The sequence below is a fragment of the Micromonospora palomenae genome, assembly GCF_007829925.1.
Lineage (GTDB): Bacteria > Actinomycetota > Actinomycetes > Mycobacteriales > Micromonosporaceae > Micromonospora > Micromonospora purpureochromogenes.
The window spans coordinates 960,680-978,289 of sequence record NZ_VIXA01000001.1; the positions used below are offsets into that span (position 1 = coordinate 960,680).

Below are 17,610 nucleotides of genomic sequence, written 5' to 3' on the forward strand. Positions count from 1 at the left end.
GCATGAGACATCGCATTCTCGGCATCGTCTTCATCGCCGTGCTGACCGCGGCGCTGACCGGCTCCGTGCTGCAGTACCGCAAGGCGTTCACCCCGGTCGCCTGGGTCACGCTGCGGGCCGACCGGGCCGGGCTCCAGCTCAACGAGGGCGCCGACGTCAAGGTACGCGGAGTCGTCGTCGGCGAGGTGCGCTCGGTCGGCAGCACCGGCGCCGGCGCGGCCATCCGGCTCGCGCTGGACCCGCGTACCACGCCGCTGATCCCCGCCGACGTCAGCGCGCGGCTGCTGCCGAAGACCCTCTTCGGCGAGCGGTACGTCGAACTCGTCCCGCCCACCGGCGGCACCGCGCCGCCGATCCGCGACGGCGCCGTCATCCAGCAGGACCGCAGCCGTACCGCGGTGGAGCTGGAACGGGTCCTCGACCAGGCGCTGCCGCTGCTGCAGGCGGTGCGACCGGAACAGCTCGCCGTGACGCTGGGTGCCCTTTCGACCGCGCTCGAGGGGCGCGGCGAGCAGCTCGGCGCGAACATCACCCGGCTCGACGCCTACCTGCGGGAACTCAACCCGGCCATGCCGACCATCGCCGAGGACGTCCGGAAGCTGGCCGTCGTGCTGGACAGCTACGACGTCGCGCTGCCCGACCTGCTCGCCCTGCTGCGCGACGTGACCGTCACCGCCCGCACCGTCGTCGACCAGCGCGACCAACTGGCGGCGTTCCTCGCCGAGACCACCGCCACCGCCGACGTCACCCGGGGCTTCCTGGACCGGCACGGCGACCAGCTCATCGCGCTCGGCGAGGTGAGCCGACCGGTGCTGGAGCTGCTCGCCACCTACGCCCCCGAGTACCCCTGCCTGATGCGCGGGCTGGTCGCCCTGCAACCCCGCGTCGAGGAGGTCTTCGCCGGCGGGCGGATGCACATCACCCTCGAGGTCACCCGCGACGGCGGCAAGTTCCAGCGGGGACGCGACGAGCCGGTCTACGGCGCGCACGACGGCCCGCGGTGCCACGGTCTGCCCCGACCGGCGCAGCCGGCGCCCGAGGTGGCCGTCAACGACGGGTACGACCGCCAGGGCGCCCGCCCGCGTACCCCCCTGCCCGTCGGCACGGCCGCGGCCCTGCCCGGGATCGGCTCGCCGGCCATGGGCCGGGCCGCCACCGCCGAGGAGCGCGCGCTGGTCAAGCCGCTCGTCGGTGCCGTCACCGGCACCCCGCCGGCGGAGGTCCCCGACATCGCGGTCCTGCTCTGGGGACCGCTGCTGCGCGGCGGGGTGGTGAACGCCCGATGAGCGGCCGCACGATCGCGCCCCTGCTGAAGCTGCTGGTCTTCGCCGCTGTGACGCTGACGCTGACCGCCCTGCTCGCGCAGACCCTCGGCGCCTTCCCACCCGGCGGCGTCACCTACCGCGCCCGGTTCACCGACGTCACCGGGCTGCTCCCCGGCGACGACGTCCGCGTGGCCGGGGTGAAGGTCGGCCGGGTCAGGACCATCCGGGTCGTCGACGACACCATCGCCGAGGTGGCCCTCACCGTCACCCCCGACGTACCGGTGGCCACCAGCGTCCGTGCCAAGATCCGCTACCGCAACCTGGTCGGCCAGCGGTACGTGGCGCTGAGCGAGGGGCCGGGGGAGGGGCGGCCACTGCGCGCCGACGGGCTCATCCCGCTCGACCAGACCACGCCCGCGCTGGACCTCACCGTGCTGTTCAACGGCTTCCGGCCGCTGTTCACCGCGCTGAACCCGGAGGACGTCAACAAGCTCGCCTACGAGATCATCCAGGTGCTGCAGGGCGAGGGCGGCACGGTGAGCAGCCTGCTGCAACGCACCGCCTCGCTGACCAACACCCTCGCCGACCGGGACGCCGTCATCGGACGGGTGATCACCAACCTCAACAGCGTCCTGGCCACGCTCGCCGAACGCGACCGCAACCTCGACCAGAGCATCAGCCAGTTGCAGCAGTTCGTCTCCGGCCTCTCCGGCGACCGCAAGGCCATCGGCGAGTCGCTGGTCAGCCTCGGTGAGCTCACCACGGCCACGGCCTCGCTGCTCGAGGAGGTCCGACCACCGCTGGCCGCGGACGTCCGCGCCCTGGACGACCTCGCCGGCAACCTCAACCGCAACGCCGCCGTCATCGACGGCACCCTCGGGCGGCTGCCCGAGCGGTACGAGAAGTTGACCCGCGTCGCCTCCACCGGCTCGTGGTTCAACTTCTACCTCTGCGACTTCGACGGCAACGTGGCGGTGACCGGCCGGGCGCCCCTCGACCTGCCCACCTTCAGCGCCCCGGCCGCCCGCTGTGCCACCGGAGGCAGCCAGTGACACCGTTCCGCGAACGCAACCCCGTCGTCGTCGGCGCCGTCGGGCTGACCCTGGTCGTCGCCGCGCTGCTGGGCGCCTTCCAGCTCGACCGGCTGGCCGCGCTGACCGGACGGGCGTACCAGGCCGCCTTCCACGACGCCAGCGGCCTGGCCACCGGCAGCGAGGTGCGGGTCGCCGGCGTGCGGGTGGGCAAGGTGACCGCCGTGGAACTGGCCCGCGACACGGCGCCCTACGTCCGGGTCCGGTTCCGGGTGGACGACGACAGCGTCCGCCTCGGCACCGACACCGGCGCCACCATCCGGATCAAGACGGTGCTCGGCCAGAAGTACCTGGCGCTGTCCCCGGCCGGGCCGGGACGGCTGCGCGAGGGCAGCCAGATCCCGCTGGCCCGCACCGCCGCGCCGTTCGACGTGGTGCAGGCGGTCACCGGGCTCGCCGACACCCTGGACAAGGTCGACACCGACCAGCTCGCCGCCGCGTTCACCACCCTGTCGCAGACCTTCGCCGAGACCCCCGGCAGCGTCAACGCCTCCCTGGTCGGGCTCTCCCGGCTCTCCCGCACCGTCGCCGACCGCGACGCCGAGCTGCGGGCGCTGCTCGCCCGGGCCCGCGACGTCACCGCCGTGCTCGCCACCCGCGACGAGGAGTTCCGCAAGCTGGTCGCCGACGGCGAGGCGCTGCTGGGCGAGGTGAGCAAGCGCCGCGACGCCATCCACAAGCTGCTCGTCGGCACCGACGACCTCGCCACCCAGCTCTCCGGACTGGTCACCGACAACCGCGCCCGGCTGGCCCCGGCGCTGCGGAAGCTGCGGGAGGTCGTCGCGATCCTGCAGCGCAACCGGGACGACCTCGAACGGACCATCCAGCGGATGGGCCCGTTCGTCACCGCGTTCGCCAACGTGGTCGGCAACGGCCGCTGGTTCGACTCGTACGTCTCCGGGCTGCTCCAGCCGTACGTGCCGACGACGGGAGGCCGCTGATGCCCGGTCCGATCCGACGCTGGCGACGCCCTCTCGCCGTCGCCACCGCCCTGCTGGTCGCCGTCGCCGCCGGCGTGGTCGTCCTCCGCGACGGCACACCCCCACGGCAGGTGGTCGCCTGGTTCACCAGAGCCGTCGGGGTGTACCCGGGATCCGACGTGCGGGTGCTGGGCGTACGGGTCGGCGAGGTGGTCGCGGTGACCCCGCAGGGCCGCGCGGTCAAGGTCACCATGCGCTACGACCCGGAGGTCTCCGTACCCGCCGACGCGCAGGCGCTGATCGTCCCGCCCAGCGTGGTCAGCGACCGGTACGTGCAGCTCACCCCCGCCTACGCCGGCGGCGCCGCGCTCACCGACGGCGCGGAGATCCCGCTGGAGCGGACCGCCGCGCCGATGGAGATCGACGACATCTACCAGGCGCTCGACGACTTCAACCGCACCCTCGGCCCGACCGGCGCCAACCGCGACGGGGCGCTGTCCGACCTGGTCGCCACCGGCCGCGCCAACCTGGAGGGCAACGGCCAGGAGCTGCACGACACGCTCGACGGCCTGTCCCGGGCGCTGACCACCCTCGCCGACGGCCGGCAGGACCTGTTCGGCTCGGTGGCCAACCTGCAACGCTTCACCACCGCCCTGGCCCGCAGCGACCAGCAGGTGCGCGCCTTCAACCGGCAGCTGGCCGACGTCGCCGAACAGCTCGCCGGCGACCGCGACGAACTGGCCGCCGCGCTGCGCAACCTCGCCACCGCGCTGGACGACGTCACCGCGTTCGTGAAGGAGAACAAGACCGCGTTGACCTCGAACGTCACCGCGCTGACGGAGATCACCGGCGTGCTGGTCCGCCAGCAGCAGGCGGTCATCGACATCCTCGACGTCGCCCCGCTCGCCCTGAGCAACCTGAACCTCGCCTACAACCCCCGTTCCGGCACCCTGGACACCCGCGACAACGCGATGGGCCCGTACGACCCGGCGAGCTTCGCCTGCTCGCTGATGGTCGACCAGCTCCCCGCGGCCGAGGTGCCCGCGAAGTGCCTCGCCCTGGCGCAGACCCTGCACTCCCGCGGGCTGCCCATGACCGACCAGCTGCGCAAGCTGCTCAAGCTGCCGCCCGGCGCCCCGGAGATCGGCGGGTCCTCACCGGGACCTCCCATCAGCTCCCCCGGTGCGCCGAACCCCGACCAGGCGCCGGGCGGCTCCACCATCACCAGCGACCCGACCCTGGGCGGCATCCTGCGGGGCGTGTCATGACCGCCCGGACGCTGCGCGTCCTGGCCGGGGCGGTGCTGGCGGCACTGCTCCCGGCCGGGTGCGGCCTGCCCGAGCTCGCCGACCTGCCGCTGCCCGGCGGCGCCCCGAGGGGCGACGGGTACGCCGTCACCGCCGAGTTCAGCGACGTGCTCGACCTGGTGCCGCAGGCCGCCGTCAAGGTCGACGACGTGACCGTCGGCAGCGTCGAGAAGATCTCCCTCGCCGGCTGGACCGCCCGGGTCACCCTGCGCGTCGACGCCGATGTACGCCTGCCCGCCAACGCCACCGCGGCCGTGCGGCAGAGCAGCCTGCTGGGTGAGAAGTACGTGACCCTCGCGGCGCCACCCACCGCCCCGGCCGGCGCCCGCCTCGTCGACGGCGACGTCATCCCGTTGTCCCGCACCGCCCGCGGCGCCGAGGTGGAGGAGGTCCTCGCCGCTCTCGGGCTGCTGCTCAACGGTGGCGGGCTGGCGCAGCTGCGGACCATCAACCAGGAGCTCGGCGCCGCGCTCGACGGGCGCGAACCCGCCGTCCGGGACGCGCTGAGTCAGCTCGACACCTTCATCGGCGGGCTGGACAAGCAGAAGGCCGACCTGGTGCGCGCCCTCGACGCCCTCGACCGGCTCAGCGGCCGGCTCGCCCGCCAGAAGCAGACGCTCGGCGAGGCGGTGGATTCGCTCGCTCCCGGCATCACCGTCCTGGCCCGCCAGCGGGCCCAGCTGACCGAGGCGCTGACCGCCCTCGGTGAACTCGGCGAGGTCGGCACCCGGGTGGTCAACCGCAGCCGCGACGACACCCTGGCCGACGTCCGGGCGCTGCAACCGATCCTGGAGCAGCTGGTCCGCGCCGGCGACGACCTGCCGAAGTCGCTGGACTTCATGCTGTCGTTCCCGTTCCCGCCGAACGTCACCGGCGCGATCGTCGGCGACTTCGTCAACCTCTCCGTCACCGCCGACCTGGACTCGGCCTCGATCCTGGCGAACCTGGTCGCCGCCGCGCCGGCACCGGCCCGGGGGGCCGCGTCGCCGACGGCGCCCCGCCCGCCGGGGCGGCCCAGCGCCGGCGGCTCGACCACCGTCCCGCGTCCCGGCGACGGGACGGGCCCGCTCCCGGGGCTGCCGCTCACCGAGTGCCTGCCGGACCCGAAGGACTTCCCGGCGACCTGGACACCGCCGAAGGACTGCCTGCTGCCCGAGGGCTGCGTGCTGCTCAAGCCCGGCTCGACGGTGCCCCTCGGCGGGCTGATCCTGCCCAAGGGACTGGTGCCGCCGGGAACGGCCTTCCCCGCCGGCACCGAACTGCCCGCCGGCACCGTCCTGTCGGCGCCGTGCGTGCTGCCGGTGACCGGCGCGGTGACCGGACAGCTCGGCGACCTGCCGGACCTGCTCGGAGGGGGACTGCGGCCATGATCGGACGTACCGCGAAGTTGCAGGTCCTGGCCTTCGTGCTGGTGAGCGTCCTCGGTGTCGGCTACGTGGGGATCAAGTACGTCGGGCTGGGTGACCGGCTGTTCGGCGGCAGCTACCTGGTCCACCTGGACCTCGCCCGCGCCGGCGGCATCTTCCCGAACGCCCCGGTCACCTACCGGGGGGTGCCGATCGGCCGGGTCACCGCGGTCGCCCTGCGCGGCGACGGGGTCCGCGCCGACCTGCGGCTGCGCCGCGACGTCCGGGTGCCCGACGACCTGCGGGCCGTGGTGGCCCAGCGCTCCGCCGTCGGCGAGCAGTACGTCGACCTGCGCCCGGAGCGCGACACCGGGCCGTACCTCGCCGGCGGCTCGGTGATCCCGGCGAACCGGACGGGTCTCCCGCTCGCCCCGGAGACGCTGCTGACCAACCTCGACGCCCTGGTCCGCTCCCTCGACCCCGACGACCTCACCGTGCTGATCACCGAGCTGGGCACCGCCTTCGAGGGCAACGAGCAGGCGCTGGCCCGGATCCTCGACGCCGGGGACCTGCTGCTCGCCGAGGCGTCCGCCCGGCTGCCGGAGACGCTCGCGCTGATCGAGGACGGGCGGACCGTGCTCACCACCCAGGCCGAGTCGGCCGAGGCGCTGCGCCGCTGGGCGGCCGGCCTGGCCCAGTTGGCGGCCACCGTCCGCGCCGCCGACCCCGACCTGCGCCGGCTGCTGGCCGCCGGACCGCCCGCCGGGAAAGAGCTGGTCGCTCTGCTGCGCGGTCTGGAACCGGCGGTCGGCACCCTGCTCGGCAACCTGGTGACCGTCAACGGCATCGCGGCCCGGCGGCTGCCCGGCATCGAGCACCTGCTGGTGGTGTACCCGATCGCCGTCGCCGGCGGCTTCACCGTCACCCCAGGCGACGGCACCGCCCACCTCGGCCTGGTCGTCAACCTCGACGACCCGCCGTCCTGCGTGTACCGGGGCGGCGGCACCAGGTGCAGCGCGGCGGAGCGGGCGGCCGGCGCCAGCGTGCGCGGTGCCGCCAACGCGCCCCGACCCGGGGGTCGGGAACCCGCACCGGCGCCCGGGGCGTCCGGACCGGCCGAGACGAGCGGGTACGACCCGGCGACCGGCCTGGTGCTCGGCTCCGACGGGCGACCGTTGCAGTTCGGCGGGACCGGCGGGCAGTCCCGGATGGCCGGGGACCAGTCGTGGAAGCAGTTGCTGCTCGCCGGGGTGACCCCGTGACCGGCGCGAAGGAGGAGGTGGCGATGCAGGCCCGGAGGGACCACACGTTGAAAGTGATCAAGGGGGCGAAGCCCGGGGTGCCGGGTCGGGCCTCGCGGCGCCGGGTCGTCCCGCGCCAGCTGCCCACATCGGTGGCGCCGATCGAGGACCTGCTGGAACGCCTCGACCGGGAGCCGGTCGAGGACCCGGCCGAGGTCGACGACCCGGCGGAGTTCGAGGACCCGGCCGGCGGGGACGACCCGGCGAGCGTGGACGGCCCGCCGCAGGGAGCCGGGGACGCCGGTGCCGCGAAGGCGGCCGGGGACGCGCCGACGGGACGCCGACGGCTGCTGGTCGGCCTGCTCGTGGCCGTGCTCGCCGCGACGCTCGCCGCCGCCGGCACCACCGGTCACCGGTGGTACGTCCACCAGGCCACGGACCAGGCCCGGCAGGAGGCCCTCGCCGCCGCGAAGCAGGCCAGCGTCAACTTCGTCTCGGTCAGCGCGGCCAGCGTCGACCGGGACACCCAACGGATCACGGCCGGGGCCACCGGGGACTTCAAGGAGGAGTTCGTCCGGGGCCAGTCGCAGGTGCGTACCGCGGTGGTGGAGAACAAGGTCGACTCGCGCGGGTCGGTGCTGCGGGCCGGCCTCGTCTCCGGGGACCGCCGCCGCGCGGTGGTGCTGGTGGCCGTCGACGCCACCGTCAAGAACGTCAAGGCCCCGCAGGGGCGGCTGTCGCACTACCGCATCCAGCTGGACATGGTCCGCGACCAGGACTCCGGCCGGTGGCTGGTGTCCCGCCTGCAGTTCGTCGGATGAGAGAGGGAGGAACCGTGCGTACCCTGGTCGAATTTCCGCGGCGGCTGCGCGCCCGGCGGTGGCGCCCCGCCCGGCTCCGGCTCGTCCCGGCGCTGGCCGTCGCGATCGCGCTGGCGGCCACGGTCACCGGCCTCGCCTGGTGGGGTGACCACCGCGCCGAGCGGCGGGACACCGCCGTACGGCAGGCGCTGGCCACCGCGCCCGCCGCCGCCAAGGCGATCTTCTCCTACGACTACCGGGCGTTCGACGACAGCGTGGCCAACGGCCGCACCTTCGCCACCGGCCCGTTCGCGCAGGAGTACGCGCAGACCACCGCGGCGTTGAAGCAGACCGCCACCGCGCAGCAGGCGGTCGTGGCGGCCGAGGTGTCCTCGACGGGTGTGGTGACCGCGACCACCGAGCGGGTCGAGTTGCTGGTGTACCTCAACCAGTACCGGCGCAACGTGAACACGGCGGGGGAGAAGGTCGACCAGAACCGGGTGGTGCTCACCCTGGTCCCGGTCGACGGCGAGTGGAAGGTCGCCAGGGCCACCGCCATCTGAGCCGGCGTCGGCGGCCCGCGACTCACGGGGGTGGACGGCGGACCGGCGGTCAACAGCGGGGGTGGCGGGTGGCCGTCGCCTGCACCGTCGGGCGGCGGACCACCGCCAGCCGATCGCCCCGTACCCGGATCGACGTGCGTCCGCCGCGCCGGCGGCGCACCCTGAGGTCGACGGTGGCCCGTCCCACCTGTACGCCCTCCAGCGTCAGGTCCGGCAGCCACTCCGGCAGGTGGGGGTCCACGAAGATCGTCCGCAGTGGTGCGGCCGGGCGCAGCGCCAGCAGCGCCTGGACCAGCGCGACCACCGAGCTGGCGGACCACGCCTGGGGCGAGCAGGAGTCGGGATAGACGCCGGGATGTGGATGGGCGTCGTCGCGGGGCAGGCCGCTGAGCACCTCGGGCAGGCGGTGCTCGTCGAAGAGCGCCGCCGCGGCGAACATCCCCTCCGCCAACCGGTGCAGCTGCGCCCAGCAGCCGTACCGGGCCAGGCCGAGACCGATCGTGCCCGCCTCCACCGGCCACACGCTGCCCCGGTGGTAGCTGAACGGGTTGTACGCCGGATGCGCCGCCGACAGGGTGCGCACCCCCCAGCCGCTGAACATGTCGGGCGCCAGCAGCCGGCGGGCGACCAGGCCGGCGACCCGGGTCGGCACGATGCCGGTGGTCAGCAGGTGGCCGTCGTTGGAGTTGACCGACCGCACCTGCCGCCCGTCCGGCCCGAGCGCCATCGCGTAGCAGCCCTGATCGGGCATCCAGTAGGCCCGGTGGAAGCGGCGGCGCAACGCGCGGGCCCGGGCCACCAGCTTGGCGCCGAGGGCGGGCCGGCCCGTCGTGGCGAACACCACGGCGGCGTGCCGCAGCGCGGCGTACCAGTACGCCTGGAGTTCGCTGCTCGCGATCGGGTTCGGCACCACCTGCCCGTGCTCGTCGACGATGGCGGTGTCCGAGTCCTTCCACCCCTGGTTTTTCAGGCCGGACGGGGCGCGGCAGTGGTACTCCAGGAAGCCGTCGCGGTCCAGGTCGCCGTACCGGTCGAGCCAGTCCAGGGCGCGGTGCGCCGTCGGCAGGAGTTCCCGCACCGTGTCCAGATCCCCGGTCCAGGCCAGGTACTGCCCGAGGAAGACCAGGAAGTCCGGCGCCGTGGACCAGTCGCCGTGGTAGTGGGTGAACGGGTCGAGCCCGAGCACCGACACCGGGCCGAGGCGGGCCTCGTGCAGCGGTTTGCCCGGCTCCTCGTCGCGCCGGTCGTCGACGCGCTGCCCGACGTGGCGGGCGTTGAGCCGCAGGCTGTCCGCCAACATCGTCGGCCCGGCCAGCAGCGCCTGCCACGACGCGGTCATCGTGTCCCGGCCGAAGATCTCCTGGTAGATCGGCAACCCGGCCATCGGCGCCGTCGGCCCGGCCGGTTCGCCGAGCGGCAGCACGGTCAGATCGTCGACCGCGCACCGCCAGGCCGCCGTGACGTCGAAGTTGCTGCTGCTCAGCCGGGTGAACTCGCGGGCGAGGCGGGCGCCGGCGGCCGTGGCGGCGTCGGTGGGGCCGGTGAACGTCGGTGGCGGAGCGACCAGGCGCTCGCCGTCGAAGACCGGCTCGACGAGGAGATCCACCCGGCTGCTGCCACCCGGCGGCACCGTGACCTCGACGGCGAGCGCGCCGTCGACGTACCGGACGGGGGCGTCGGCGCGTACCCGGATCGCCACCGCCCGGTCCAGGTCGTCGCGCAGGTAGGTCAGGAGCAGTTCCCGCTGCGCCGGGTCCCACGTCCGGTCGACGTCGCCGAACTGCCGGCGGCGTCCCGTTTCGGCCTCGCCGGTGTCCGCGAAGTCGGCGGCGGGGTGGATCCGCACCGGCAGGGTGATTGGCCGGGCGGCGTAGCTGACCACGGTCAGCCGGGTGCGCAGCCCGTCGCCGACGAAGCGTTCCGTCAGCAGGTAGGCCGCCTGCGCGGGCAGCGCCTCGCCGTCGCCGAGTTCGGCGTACGACAGTTGCGCGTGACCTCCCACGTTCGCGGTGCTGAACGCGACCGGTTCCCGGCCGTCGATCGTGAGCCGCTCGACGCTGAGCACCCGGGTGTTGCGCGCGAAGAAGCCCTGCGGGTCGGCGCCGGTGATCCGGCCGCGCACGTCGGTGACCAGGGTGCTCCACCCGCTCGCCACGTACAGCAGGTCGGGGCGGACGCGCAGGTTCCGGACCCGGCTCACCGGCGCCCACCCCCTGATCCGCGATTCGCCCCGGGCACGGGTACCGCCGGTCGGGCGGGCCTGCCTACCCGCTCGCGCCGCCCGTACACCCGCCGCTTCCCGGCGCCCTCTTTCAGAGAATGAGTGGTCATTCCGGCTTCCAAGGCCACTCTTTCTCCGAAGGTGCACCCGCACCAGCTCGGCGGGGACGTCGGCCCCCTCGATCTCGGCCCGGTGGGCCTGGATCCGGGCAGGAGCCCCGCGGGTGAGGTTTCGCCCCGACGGCGGCGGGTAGCCGTCGCCGGACAGATCCACCACCGACGGGAGACGGCCGTGGGGTACAGGGCGCGGGACGGTGAGCTGCCGGTCGATCCGGAGCACGCCGAGAACGAGGCCGGCCAGGCCCGCCTCGTCCAGGTGGAGGCGGACACCGAGGTCCCGGCCCCGGACGACACCGACGTACGCCCGGACCTGGTCACCGAGGACGACGGGTCGGGCGTGGCCGGTGGCTCCTCCGGTGGCAGCGCCGGCGGCTCCGGCATGCGGGGGCACCCGGACGCCGCCCGTTGACCCGTCCACCGGTTGACAGCGGTACGCCACCAGCCCAGCGTGCACACCACTGCACTCGACGGCAGCGAGCAGCCGTGCCCGGCGGTCCACGTCGCCTGGATAGCGGACCGTGATGAACCGATGGTTAACGGGTCGGATGCGATGCTTCACACCCTTTGGGGTTCTCCGCTCGTTTACCGGGCTTGCCCGGCGGTAGCTATTGGCGCATGAAGAACCTGATGAATGCGCCGCGGTTGGCCGCGGGCGCACTGACCCTGTCGTTGACCGTCGTCGTCGTCCCCGGCGCCCCCGCCTGGGGCAGCGCGGTAACCCCGCCGCCGGGGAGGTTCGAAGTGGACAGCACCTCCGACGCTCCTGATCCGACGCCCGGGGACGGGCGGTGCCGCACCGCCGATGGCGTCTGCACGCTGCGCGCTGCGGTGATGGAGGCCAACGCACAGTCGGACTCGACCATCGTGGTCCCCGCCGGGCGGTACACCCTGCGCATCCCGCCGCTGGCCGGCCGCGCCTTCACCGACTACACCCTCGCCGACACCGCGCACGGCAACCTGAAGATCTTCAAGCCCACCACCATCGTGGGCGCCGGCCGGGACCGAACGGTGATCGACGGCGGTCGGCTCGACCGGGTCTTCACCGTCCTGCGACCGGCCACCATCTCGGACCTCACCATTACCGGCGGCGTGTCGGCCCCGGTCGCCTCGGTCTACAACTACTACGGCGGGGGCGCCGCGCTGAACGCATCCGACCTCACGATGGAGCGGGTCCGGCTCACCGGCAACAGCGCCCGCTTCGGAGGCGCGGTCCAGAGCATCCCGTTCACCTCCTTCACCCTGCGCGACAGCCTGGTGGACGACAACGAGGCGGGTGAGGCCGGCGGGCTGCGGTTCGACTCGGTCGGCTTGGTCGAGCGGTCGACGATCACCCGCAACAGGGTCAGCAATCCGCACGACCCCACCCGCCCGGGGGAACTGGCCGGGCTGGGCGGTGGCATTGACGTCCGCGGCGTACGTACCGTCACCGTGGTCGACTCCGAGGTGACCGAGAACTACGCCGAGGACGGCGGGGGCGGTATCAACATCTCCCTGGCCTACCTGCCGGGGAGTACCGAGGACCGGTCCGGACCCGGCGCGGTGGAGCTGAAGGGTTCCGTGATCAGCGGAAACACCAGCCGAAGTGGTCCCGGCAACTGCCGGGCCGTCCGGGCGCGCATCGTCGACCTCGGCGGCAACACCGACTCCGACGGCAGCTGCGCGACCGCCCGGTAGCCCACCGCGGCCTCGCGCGGGTTACCGCAGCGGCACCGGTGGCCCGGGCCGCGCAAGTGCTCGCCGCGGTCGGCGCAGACGCGGGACGGGGGCGGTGGCGGCGCTCCGCGGACCGGGCGATGGCGCCCGCCGCCCGCCGCCCGCCGCCCGCCGCCCGGTACGCGGCCTGACCGGGGCAGGCGAAAGTGCCGGCCGAGCATGACCGGGTCTGCTGGCGCCGCCCACTGGCACCCGGTTTCATACCTAATGCCGGGGTTTACTGACCGTGACGACTGCAGGATCGGCTCAAGAGCCGGCGTGATCTAGGTACGTCCTGCCGAATCAGGTACCGTCGCCTGTCACATCGTCTTTGCACCAACACTGGCTGCCTGTCATACGGGCGCCGAACCGGAGGGACACAGCGTGACTTTCCACAGCGCAGTCCGTAAGGCTGGCTTGATCGTGGCGATCGCCGCCCTCGCGGTGAGCGCGGGATGTGCCAAGAAGGACGAGGGCGAGGTCCAGGCAGGCGGGGTCAAGCTCGTCGAGAAGGGCAAGCTGACCGTCTGCACCCACCTGCCGTACGCGCCCTTCCAGTCGAAGGATGGCAGCGGCAAGGTGATCGGGTTCGACGTCGACGTGATGGACCTGGTCGCCAAGGAACTTGGCGTCGAGCAGGCGATCGTCGACACGCCGTTCGAGGGGATCAAGTCCGGCCAGGACCTGAACACGGGCAAGTGCGACGCGGCCGCCGCCGGCATGACGATCACCGAGGAACGGCAGAAGGTGATGAACTTCTCCGATCCCTACTTCGACGCAACTCAGGCGATGCTGGTCAAGACCGGCAAGTCGTACAAGTCTCTCGACGACCTGAAGGGCAAGAAGCTAGGCGTCCAGGCGGCGACCACGGGCCGCGACTACGCCCGCAAGTTCGAGGCGGAGAAGGGCCTGCAGCTCGTCGAGTTCGAGGATCTCGCGGCCCTGCAGCAGGCCCTCGCCAACGGTCAGATCGAGGCCGCCATCAACGACCTGCCGGTCTGGACCGAGTACATCAAGGAGCACGCCGGCGGCTTCGAGGTGGCGGCCGAGTTCGACACCGGCGAGCAGTACGGGTTCTCGGTGAAGAAGGACGGCAACCCGGAACTGCTCAAGAAGATCAACGAGGTGCTCGCCAAGGCCAAGCAGGACGGCACCTACGACAAGATCTACGAGAAGTGGATCGGCAAGCTGCCGAACGCGTGATTCAAGCACCCGGCAGGAGGGCGCGCGCCTGGCGCGCGCCCTCCGCCTCGGCAACCCCCGCACAGTCAAGGAGCGTCGAACGGTGAAGCTGCGACGCCGCCAGCGAGAGCGGCTGTCCCTCTGGCTCCAGTACCTGGCCTTCATCGCCATCATCGCGGTGGTGATTCTTGCCGCCGACTGGGACAGGTTGCGGGAGGCCTTCTTCCGGGTCGACATCATCAAGTCGATGTTCCCGACGATCATCACCGTCGCGCTGCGCAACACGATCCTCTACACGTTGGGTGCGTTCGCCTTCGGCCTCGTGTTCGGCACCGTCCTCGCATTGATGCGGTTGTCCCGGATCGCTCCGTACCGCTGGGTGGCGACGGCGTACATCGAGCTGTTCCGGGGTCTGCCCGCGCTGCTGGTGCTCTTTCTCGTCGGGTACGGCATTCCCATCGCCTTCCCGGAGCGCGAGATTCCGGGCGGGGTGTTCGGTTCGATCGCGATCGGTCTCGGACTGACCGCTGCGGCGTACATGGCCGAGACCATCCGGGCGGGCATCCAGGCCGTGCCGAAGGGGCAGATGGAGGCGGCGCGCACCCTCGGCATGTCGCACTTCACGGCGATGCGCACCATCGTCATCCCGCAGGCGTTCCGGGTGGTCATCCCGCCGCTCACGAACGAACTCATCCTGCTGACCAAGGACTCGTCGCTCGCCTACGTGCTCGGTGTGACCGCGCAGACCATCGAGGTCACCAAGTTCGGTCGGGACACGCTGAACGACCGGGTGAACGCCACCCCGCTGCTGGTGGCCGGCCTCGCCTACCTGGTCATCACGCTGCCCCTCTCCCAGGTGGTACGACGCCTCGAACTCCGCTACGCCAAGGCTCGGTGACCCACATGACGACTATCCAACCCCGGCCCGCCGTCGAGATCCGCGACCTGCACAAATCCTTCGGGCCGCTCGAAGTGCTCAAGGGCATCGACTTCGAGGTCGGCCACGGCGAGGTGGTCTGCGTCATCGGGCCGTCCGGGTCCGGCAAGTCGACGCTGCTGCGGTGCGTCAACCTGCTGGAGGAGCCGACCGCCGGCAAGATCTGGGTGAACGGGGTCGAGATGACCGACCCGGATGTCGAGATCGACTCGGTCCGCCGCGGCATCGGCATGGTCTTCCAGTCGTTCAACCTCTTCCCGCATCTGACCGTGCTGAACAACCTCACCATCGCCCAGCGCCGGGTGCTCCGGCGCGGTCGCGCCGAGGCCGAGCGGATCGCGCGGGACAACCTGGAGCGGGTCGGCCTGACCGACAAGGCCGACGCGTTCCCGGCGCAGCTCTCCGGCGGGCAGCAGCAGCGGGCGGCGATCGCCCGCTCGCTGTCGATGGACCCCAAGCTGATGCTCTTCGACGAGCCGACCTCCGCGCTCGATCCGGAGCTGGTCGGCGACGTGCTCACCGTCATGCGCAAGCTGGCCGAGGACGGCATGACGATGATGGTGGTCACCCACGAGATGGCGTTCGCCCGGGACGTCGCCGACCGGGTCGTGTTCATGGACGGCGGCGTGGTGGTCGAGCAGGGGCCGCCGCAGGAGGTGCTTGGTGCGCCTCGGCACGAACGGACCCGCTCCTTCCTCTCCCGGGTCCTCGATCCGACCCATGTCGCGCAGCTTGGCCAGCCTGACCAGTCGCCCGAGCCGCCGGAACCGCCTCGCCTGCCGGCCGACGACCGCCACAACCTGTGACAGCCGCTCATCCTGACCTCCGGTGCCGGAACCGGCCCGGAGGGCGGGCATGGGCACGCCGCTGCATTTACCCGCCCCGCATCAGCTTCTCCTGACCGCCGCTCCCGCTCTGTCGATCCCGTTGGTGGCGGATGCGATGTTCCTACCGCGGTGAGCGCGGCTGTGCGGACTGCCGCCGTCGCTGGCGTGGCCGATGCGGTGTGGCCGTGTCCTGTCCGGACGGATGCGGACGTTCGATGCGAGTGGGGTTGCCCCGTACGAGCTCGTCGTGGATGCGCCATCGGGCGGTGGTGGCGGCGCGTCGCGCTGTCTCGTCGCCGTGCTCGATGCGCTGGCGCAGCAGCTGGATGGCGATGCGGCGGTTGAGGCTGAACTGCCGCTCGGTGTCGACCACGACGACGAGGCCGGAGGGACGGTGGGTCGCCCGTACCGCCGTGCTGGCCTTGTTGCGGTGCTGACCGCCGGGGCCGCCGGTACGGCAGGCGACGATGTCGACATCTGCTTCCGTGAAGGGCGTGACCGGGCTGTCGACCCGGCACGGTCGGACGGTGACGTACCAGTTCTTCCGGCCGGCGTCCGCGCGGTAGGGGCTGGGGGCCTGCCAGCACAGGGTTCCGCTCCACGAGGCGGCGAACGCCTCGGCGCCGGCGCCGGAGATCTCGACCATTGCCGACCGGTAGGTGCCGGGCCGGTCCCCGGGTACGGTCTGGACCCGATGGGTCACCAGATTCTGCCGGGTGGCGTCGGCCGTCAGACGGCCCAGCAGCTGGGCTAGCGCCCAGGCGCACTCCTGCGGGCCACGCCCGGCGGACAGGAGCAGGTGGACGCTCATGGCCGGCCCCGCTTACGGCGGTGGTTCCGGCGGTCCGGTCGGGACGTGGACCCGATGTCGGGCGTCTTGTAGGTGACCAGGGGGACCGTGGTGGCCACGGGGGTGGCCAGGTCGTGGTCGACGAGGTCGCTGATCACCTGCTCGATGCGTTTGTAGGCAGTGGGTGCCTCCTCGAAGAGCAGTTGACGGTCCCCGCACACCACCAGCGACCCCACCGGGGTACGGCGCAGTTCCTCGACGGTGTGCTTGGCCCGGCCCCGGCGCAGGGCGTCCGCCCGGGACATCTTGCGGCCCGCTCCGTGGGCGACTGAGTGGTTGGCATCCGGGCCGGCGTGGGCGGCCACGAGGTAGGAGCAAGTGCCTCGCGTACCGGCGATGAGCACGTCGCGGCCGTCACCCGGCGCCGCGCCCTTGCGGTGCAGGTAGACCCCGTCGCGGACCTCGACCAGGTTGTGGCACTGATCGACGATCGGCTCGGTGGGTTCCGCTCCCAGGGCGTGGGCGACCCGGGCCGCCATCAGCCGCCGGTTGAGCGAACCCCAGCGCACGGCGTCGTCATGCATCGCCAGGTAGGCCGCGGCATCAGGGGCGCCGCCCGCGCCGTGGACCTCGGTGTGCGCCCGCAGGATCCGCTCGCCCAGCCCTCGGGAACCGCTGTGGACGATGAGAACGAGGTCGCCGGCGGCGAGCCCGAGACGGCTCGCGTGGCCCGGCTCGAAGACGGTCTCGATCCGCGCCAGCTCGACGAAGTGGTTACCCCGGCCGACCGTTCCGAGGCCCTCCACGTGACCGGCGGGAACGTCGCCCTCCACGACGGCCCAGGCCGGGTCGTCGGCATCCCGCTCGGGGTCCAGCGGGCGGTCGAGGTCGGGGAATCGGGCGGCGAGCTTCTCGGGTGCGGCGCGCTTGAGCTTCATGGGAAACACGGCAATGCCGCAACCGATGTCGGAGCCCACCAGGAACGGATACAACACGGTCGACGCCATGGCGGCGCCGATGGGGGCGCCCTTGCCCGGGTGCAGGTCCGGCATGCCGGCGACGTGGATCATGCCGTCGAGGGCGGCCACCTGCTGGCACTGCGCGAGGGCATTCGACTCGATCCAGCTCGTGGGGGAGGCGAACACGGTGACGGTGGCCGGGGTGGACGGCGGCAGGGACTCCCGCCGGGAGTGGTGCTGAGACAAGGACGCTCGCTTCTCGCGGAAGGGTACGGACGGGCGGCATGACGGCGCCGGTCGGCGCCGCGGTGGCCTGGAGCAGGGGGTGCTGTCCGTCAGAACGTCATGGA

Annotated in this window: 16 protein-coding genes; 13 read left to right on the forward strand and 3 right to left on the reverse strand. The window is 72.7% G+C overall.

All coding sequences use genetic code 11. From position 1 onward, the window contains the following. Positions 1-2 precede the first annotated feature (2 nt). Genes FHX75_RS04260 through FHX75_RS04295 form a run of 8 tightly spaced genes read left to right on the forward strand, consistent with a single transcriptional unit; the run spans position 3 to position 8,533 of the window. Complete coding sequence (locus tag FHX75_RS04260; RefSeq protein WP_154936752.1) at positions 3-1,286, forward strand: MCE family protein; 1,284 nt, start codon at positions 3-5, stop codon at positions 1,284-1,286. Further along, positions 1,283-2,317 carry an MCE family protein gene (locus FHX75_RS04265; protein ID WP_154936753.1) on the forward strand — a complete coding sequence of 345 codons (1,035 nt, stop codon included), beginning with the start codon at positions 1,283-1,285 and terminating at the stop codon, positions 2,315-2,317. Before FHX75_RS04260 ends, FHX75_RS04265 begins: the two co-directional genes overlap by 4 nt. After that, entirely contained in the window at positions 2,314-3,297 is a 984-nt protein-coding gene (locus tag FHX75_RS04270) for an MCE family protein (RefSeq protein WP_154936754.1), read from the forward strand. Before FHX75_RS04265 ends, FHX75_RS04270 begins: the two co-directional genes overlap by 4 nt. After that, the gene (locus tag FHX75_RS04275) at positions 3,297-4,544 is read left to right on the forward strand and encodes an MCE family protein (protein ID WP_154936755.1); all 1,248 of its coding nucleotides are present in this window, start codon (positions 3,297-3,299) and stop codon (positions 4,542-4,544) included. Before FHX75_RS04270 ends, FHX75_RS04275 begins: the two co-directional genes overlap by 1 nt. After that, positions 4,541-5,953 carry an MCE family protein gene (locus FHX75_RS04280; protein ID WP_154936756.1) on the forward strand — a complete coding sequence of 471 codons (1,413 nt, stop codon included), beginning with the start codon at positions 4,541-4,543 and terminating at the stop codon, positions 5,951-5,953. The genes FHX75_RS04275 and FHX75_RS04280 overlap by 4 nt, the downstream gene beginning before the upstream one ends. Next, positions 5,950-7,191 (forward strand): MCE family protein, encoded by a 1,242-nt coding sequence (locus tag FHX75_RS04285; RefSeq protein ID WP_154936757.1) that lies wholly within the window; start codon positions 5,950-5,952, stop codon positions 7,189-7,191. Before FHX75_RS04280 ends, FHX75_RS04285 begins: the two co-directional genes overlap by 4 nt. Next, the gene (locus tag FHX75_RS04290) at positions 7,188-7,991 is read left to right on the forward strand and encodes a hypothetical protein (protein ID WP_154936758.1); all 804 of its coding nucleotides are present in this window, start codon (positions 7,188-7,190) and stop codon (positions 7,989-7,991) included. Before FHX75_RS04285 ends, FHX75_RS04290 begins: the two co-directional genes overlap by 4 nt. Before the next feature lie 14 nt (positions 7,992-8,005). Continuing rightward, positions 8,006-8,533, forward strand: coding sequence for a hypothetical protein (locus FHX75_RS04295; RefSeq protein WP_154936759.1), 528 nt, complete (start codon positions 8,006-8,008; stop codon positions 8,531-8,533). A 49-nt stretch (positions 8,534-8,582) separates the two neighbouring features. On the opposite strand, the gene FHX75_RS04300 is transcribed toward FHX75_RS04295, so the two are convergent. Beyond that, positions 8,583-10,733 (reverse strand): amylo-alpha-1,6-glucosidase, encoded by a 2,151-nt coding sequence (locus FHX75_RS04300; RefSeq protein ID WP_170285279.1) that lies wholly within the window; start codon positions 10,731-10,733, stop codon positions 8,583-8,585. A gap of 312 nt (positions 10,734-11,045) precedes the next feature. Between FHX75_RS04300 and FHX75_RS04305 the strand changes: the two genes are divergently transcribed. From FHX75_RS04305 to FHX75_RS04325, 5 genes are all read left to right on the forward strand, one after another. Further along, on the forward strand, positions 11,046-11,282 hold the full coding sequence (locus FHX75_RS04305; protein ID WP_154936761.1) for a preprotein translocase YidC: 237 nt from the start codon (positions 11,046-11,048) through the stop codon (positions 11,280-11,282). Positions 11,283-11,488: 206 nt separating this feature from the next. After that, positions 11,489-12,547, forward strand: coding sequence for a right-handed parallel beta-helix repeat-containing protein (locus tag FHX75_RS04310; protein ID WP_154936762.1), 1,059 nt, complete (start codon positions 11,489-11,491; stop codon positions 12,545-12,547). Positions 12,548-12,988: 441 nt separating this feature from the next. Continuing rightward, the gene (locus tag FHX75_RS04315; protein ID WP_246157628.1) at positions 12,989-13,768 is read left to right on the forward strand and encodes a basic amino acid ABC transporter substrate-binding protein; all 780 of its coding nucleotides are present in this window, start codon (positions 12,989-12,991) and stop codon (positions 13,766-13,768) included. Positions 13,769-13,850: 82 nt separating this feature from the next. Beyond that, the gene (locus tag FHX75_RS04320) at positions 13,851-14,645 is read left to right on the forward strand and encodes an amino acid ABC transporter permease (protein ID WP_154936764.1); all 795 of its coding nucleotides are present in this window, start codon (positions 13,851-13,853) and stop codon (positions 14,643-14,645) included. Positions 14,646-14,650: 5 nt separating this feature from the next. Then, entirely contained in the window at positions 14,651-15,490 is an 840-nt protein-coding gene (locus FHX75_RS04325) for an amino acid ABC transporter ATP-binding protein (RefSeq protein ID WP_154936765.1), read from the forward strand. 142 nt (positions 15,491-15,632) lie between these two features. Here FHX75_RS04325 and prfH read toward each other — a convergent pair whose 3' ends face one another. Together prfH and FHX75_RS04335 are read right to left on the reverse strand one after the other, a co-directional pair. Next, a complete protein-coding gene (prfH, locus tag FHX75_RS04330) occupies positions 15,633-16,322 on the reverse strand; it encodes a peptide chain release factor H (RefSeq protein ID WP_154936766.1) in 690 nt (229 codons plus the stop codon). After that, the gene (locus FHX75_RS04335; protein WP_154936767.1) at positions 16,319-17,506 is read right to left on the reverse strand and encodes an RNA ligase RtcB family protein; all 1,188 of its coding nucleotides are present in this window, start codon (positions 17,504-17,506) and stop codon (positions 16,319-16,321) included. Before FHX75_RS04335 ends, prfH begins: the two co-directional genes overlap by 4 nt. Positions 17,507-17,610 lie beyond the last annotated feature (104 nt).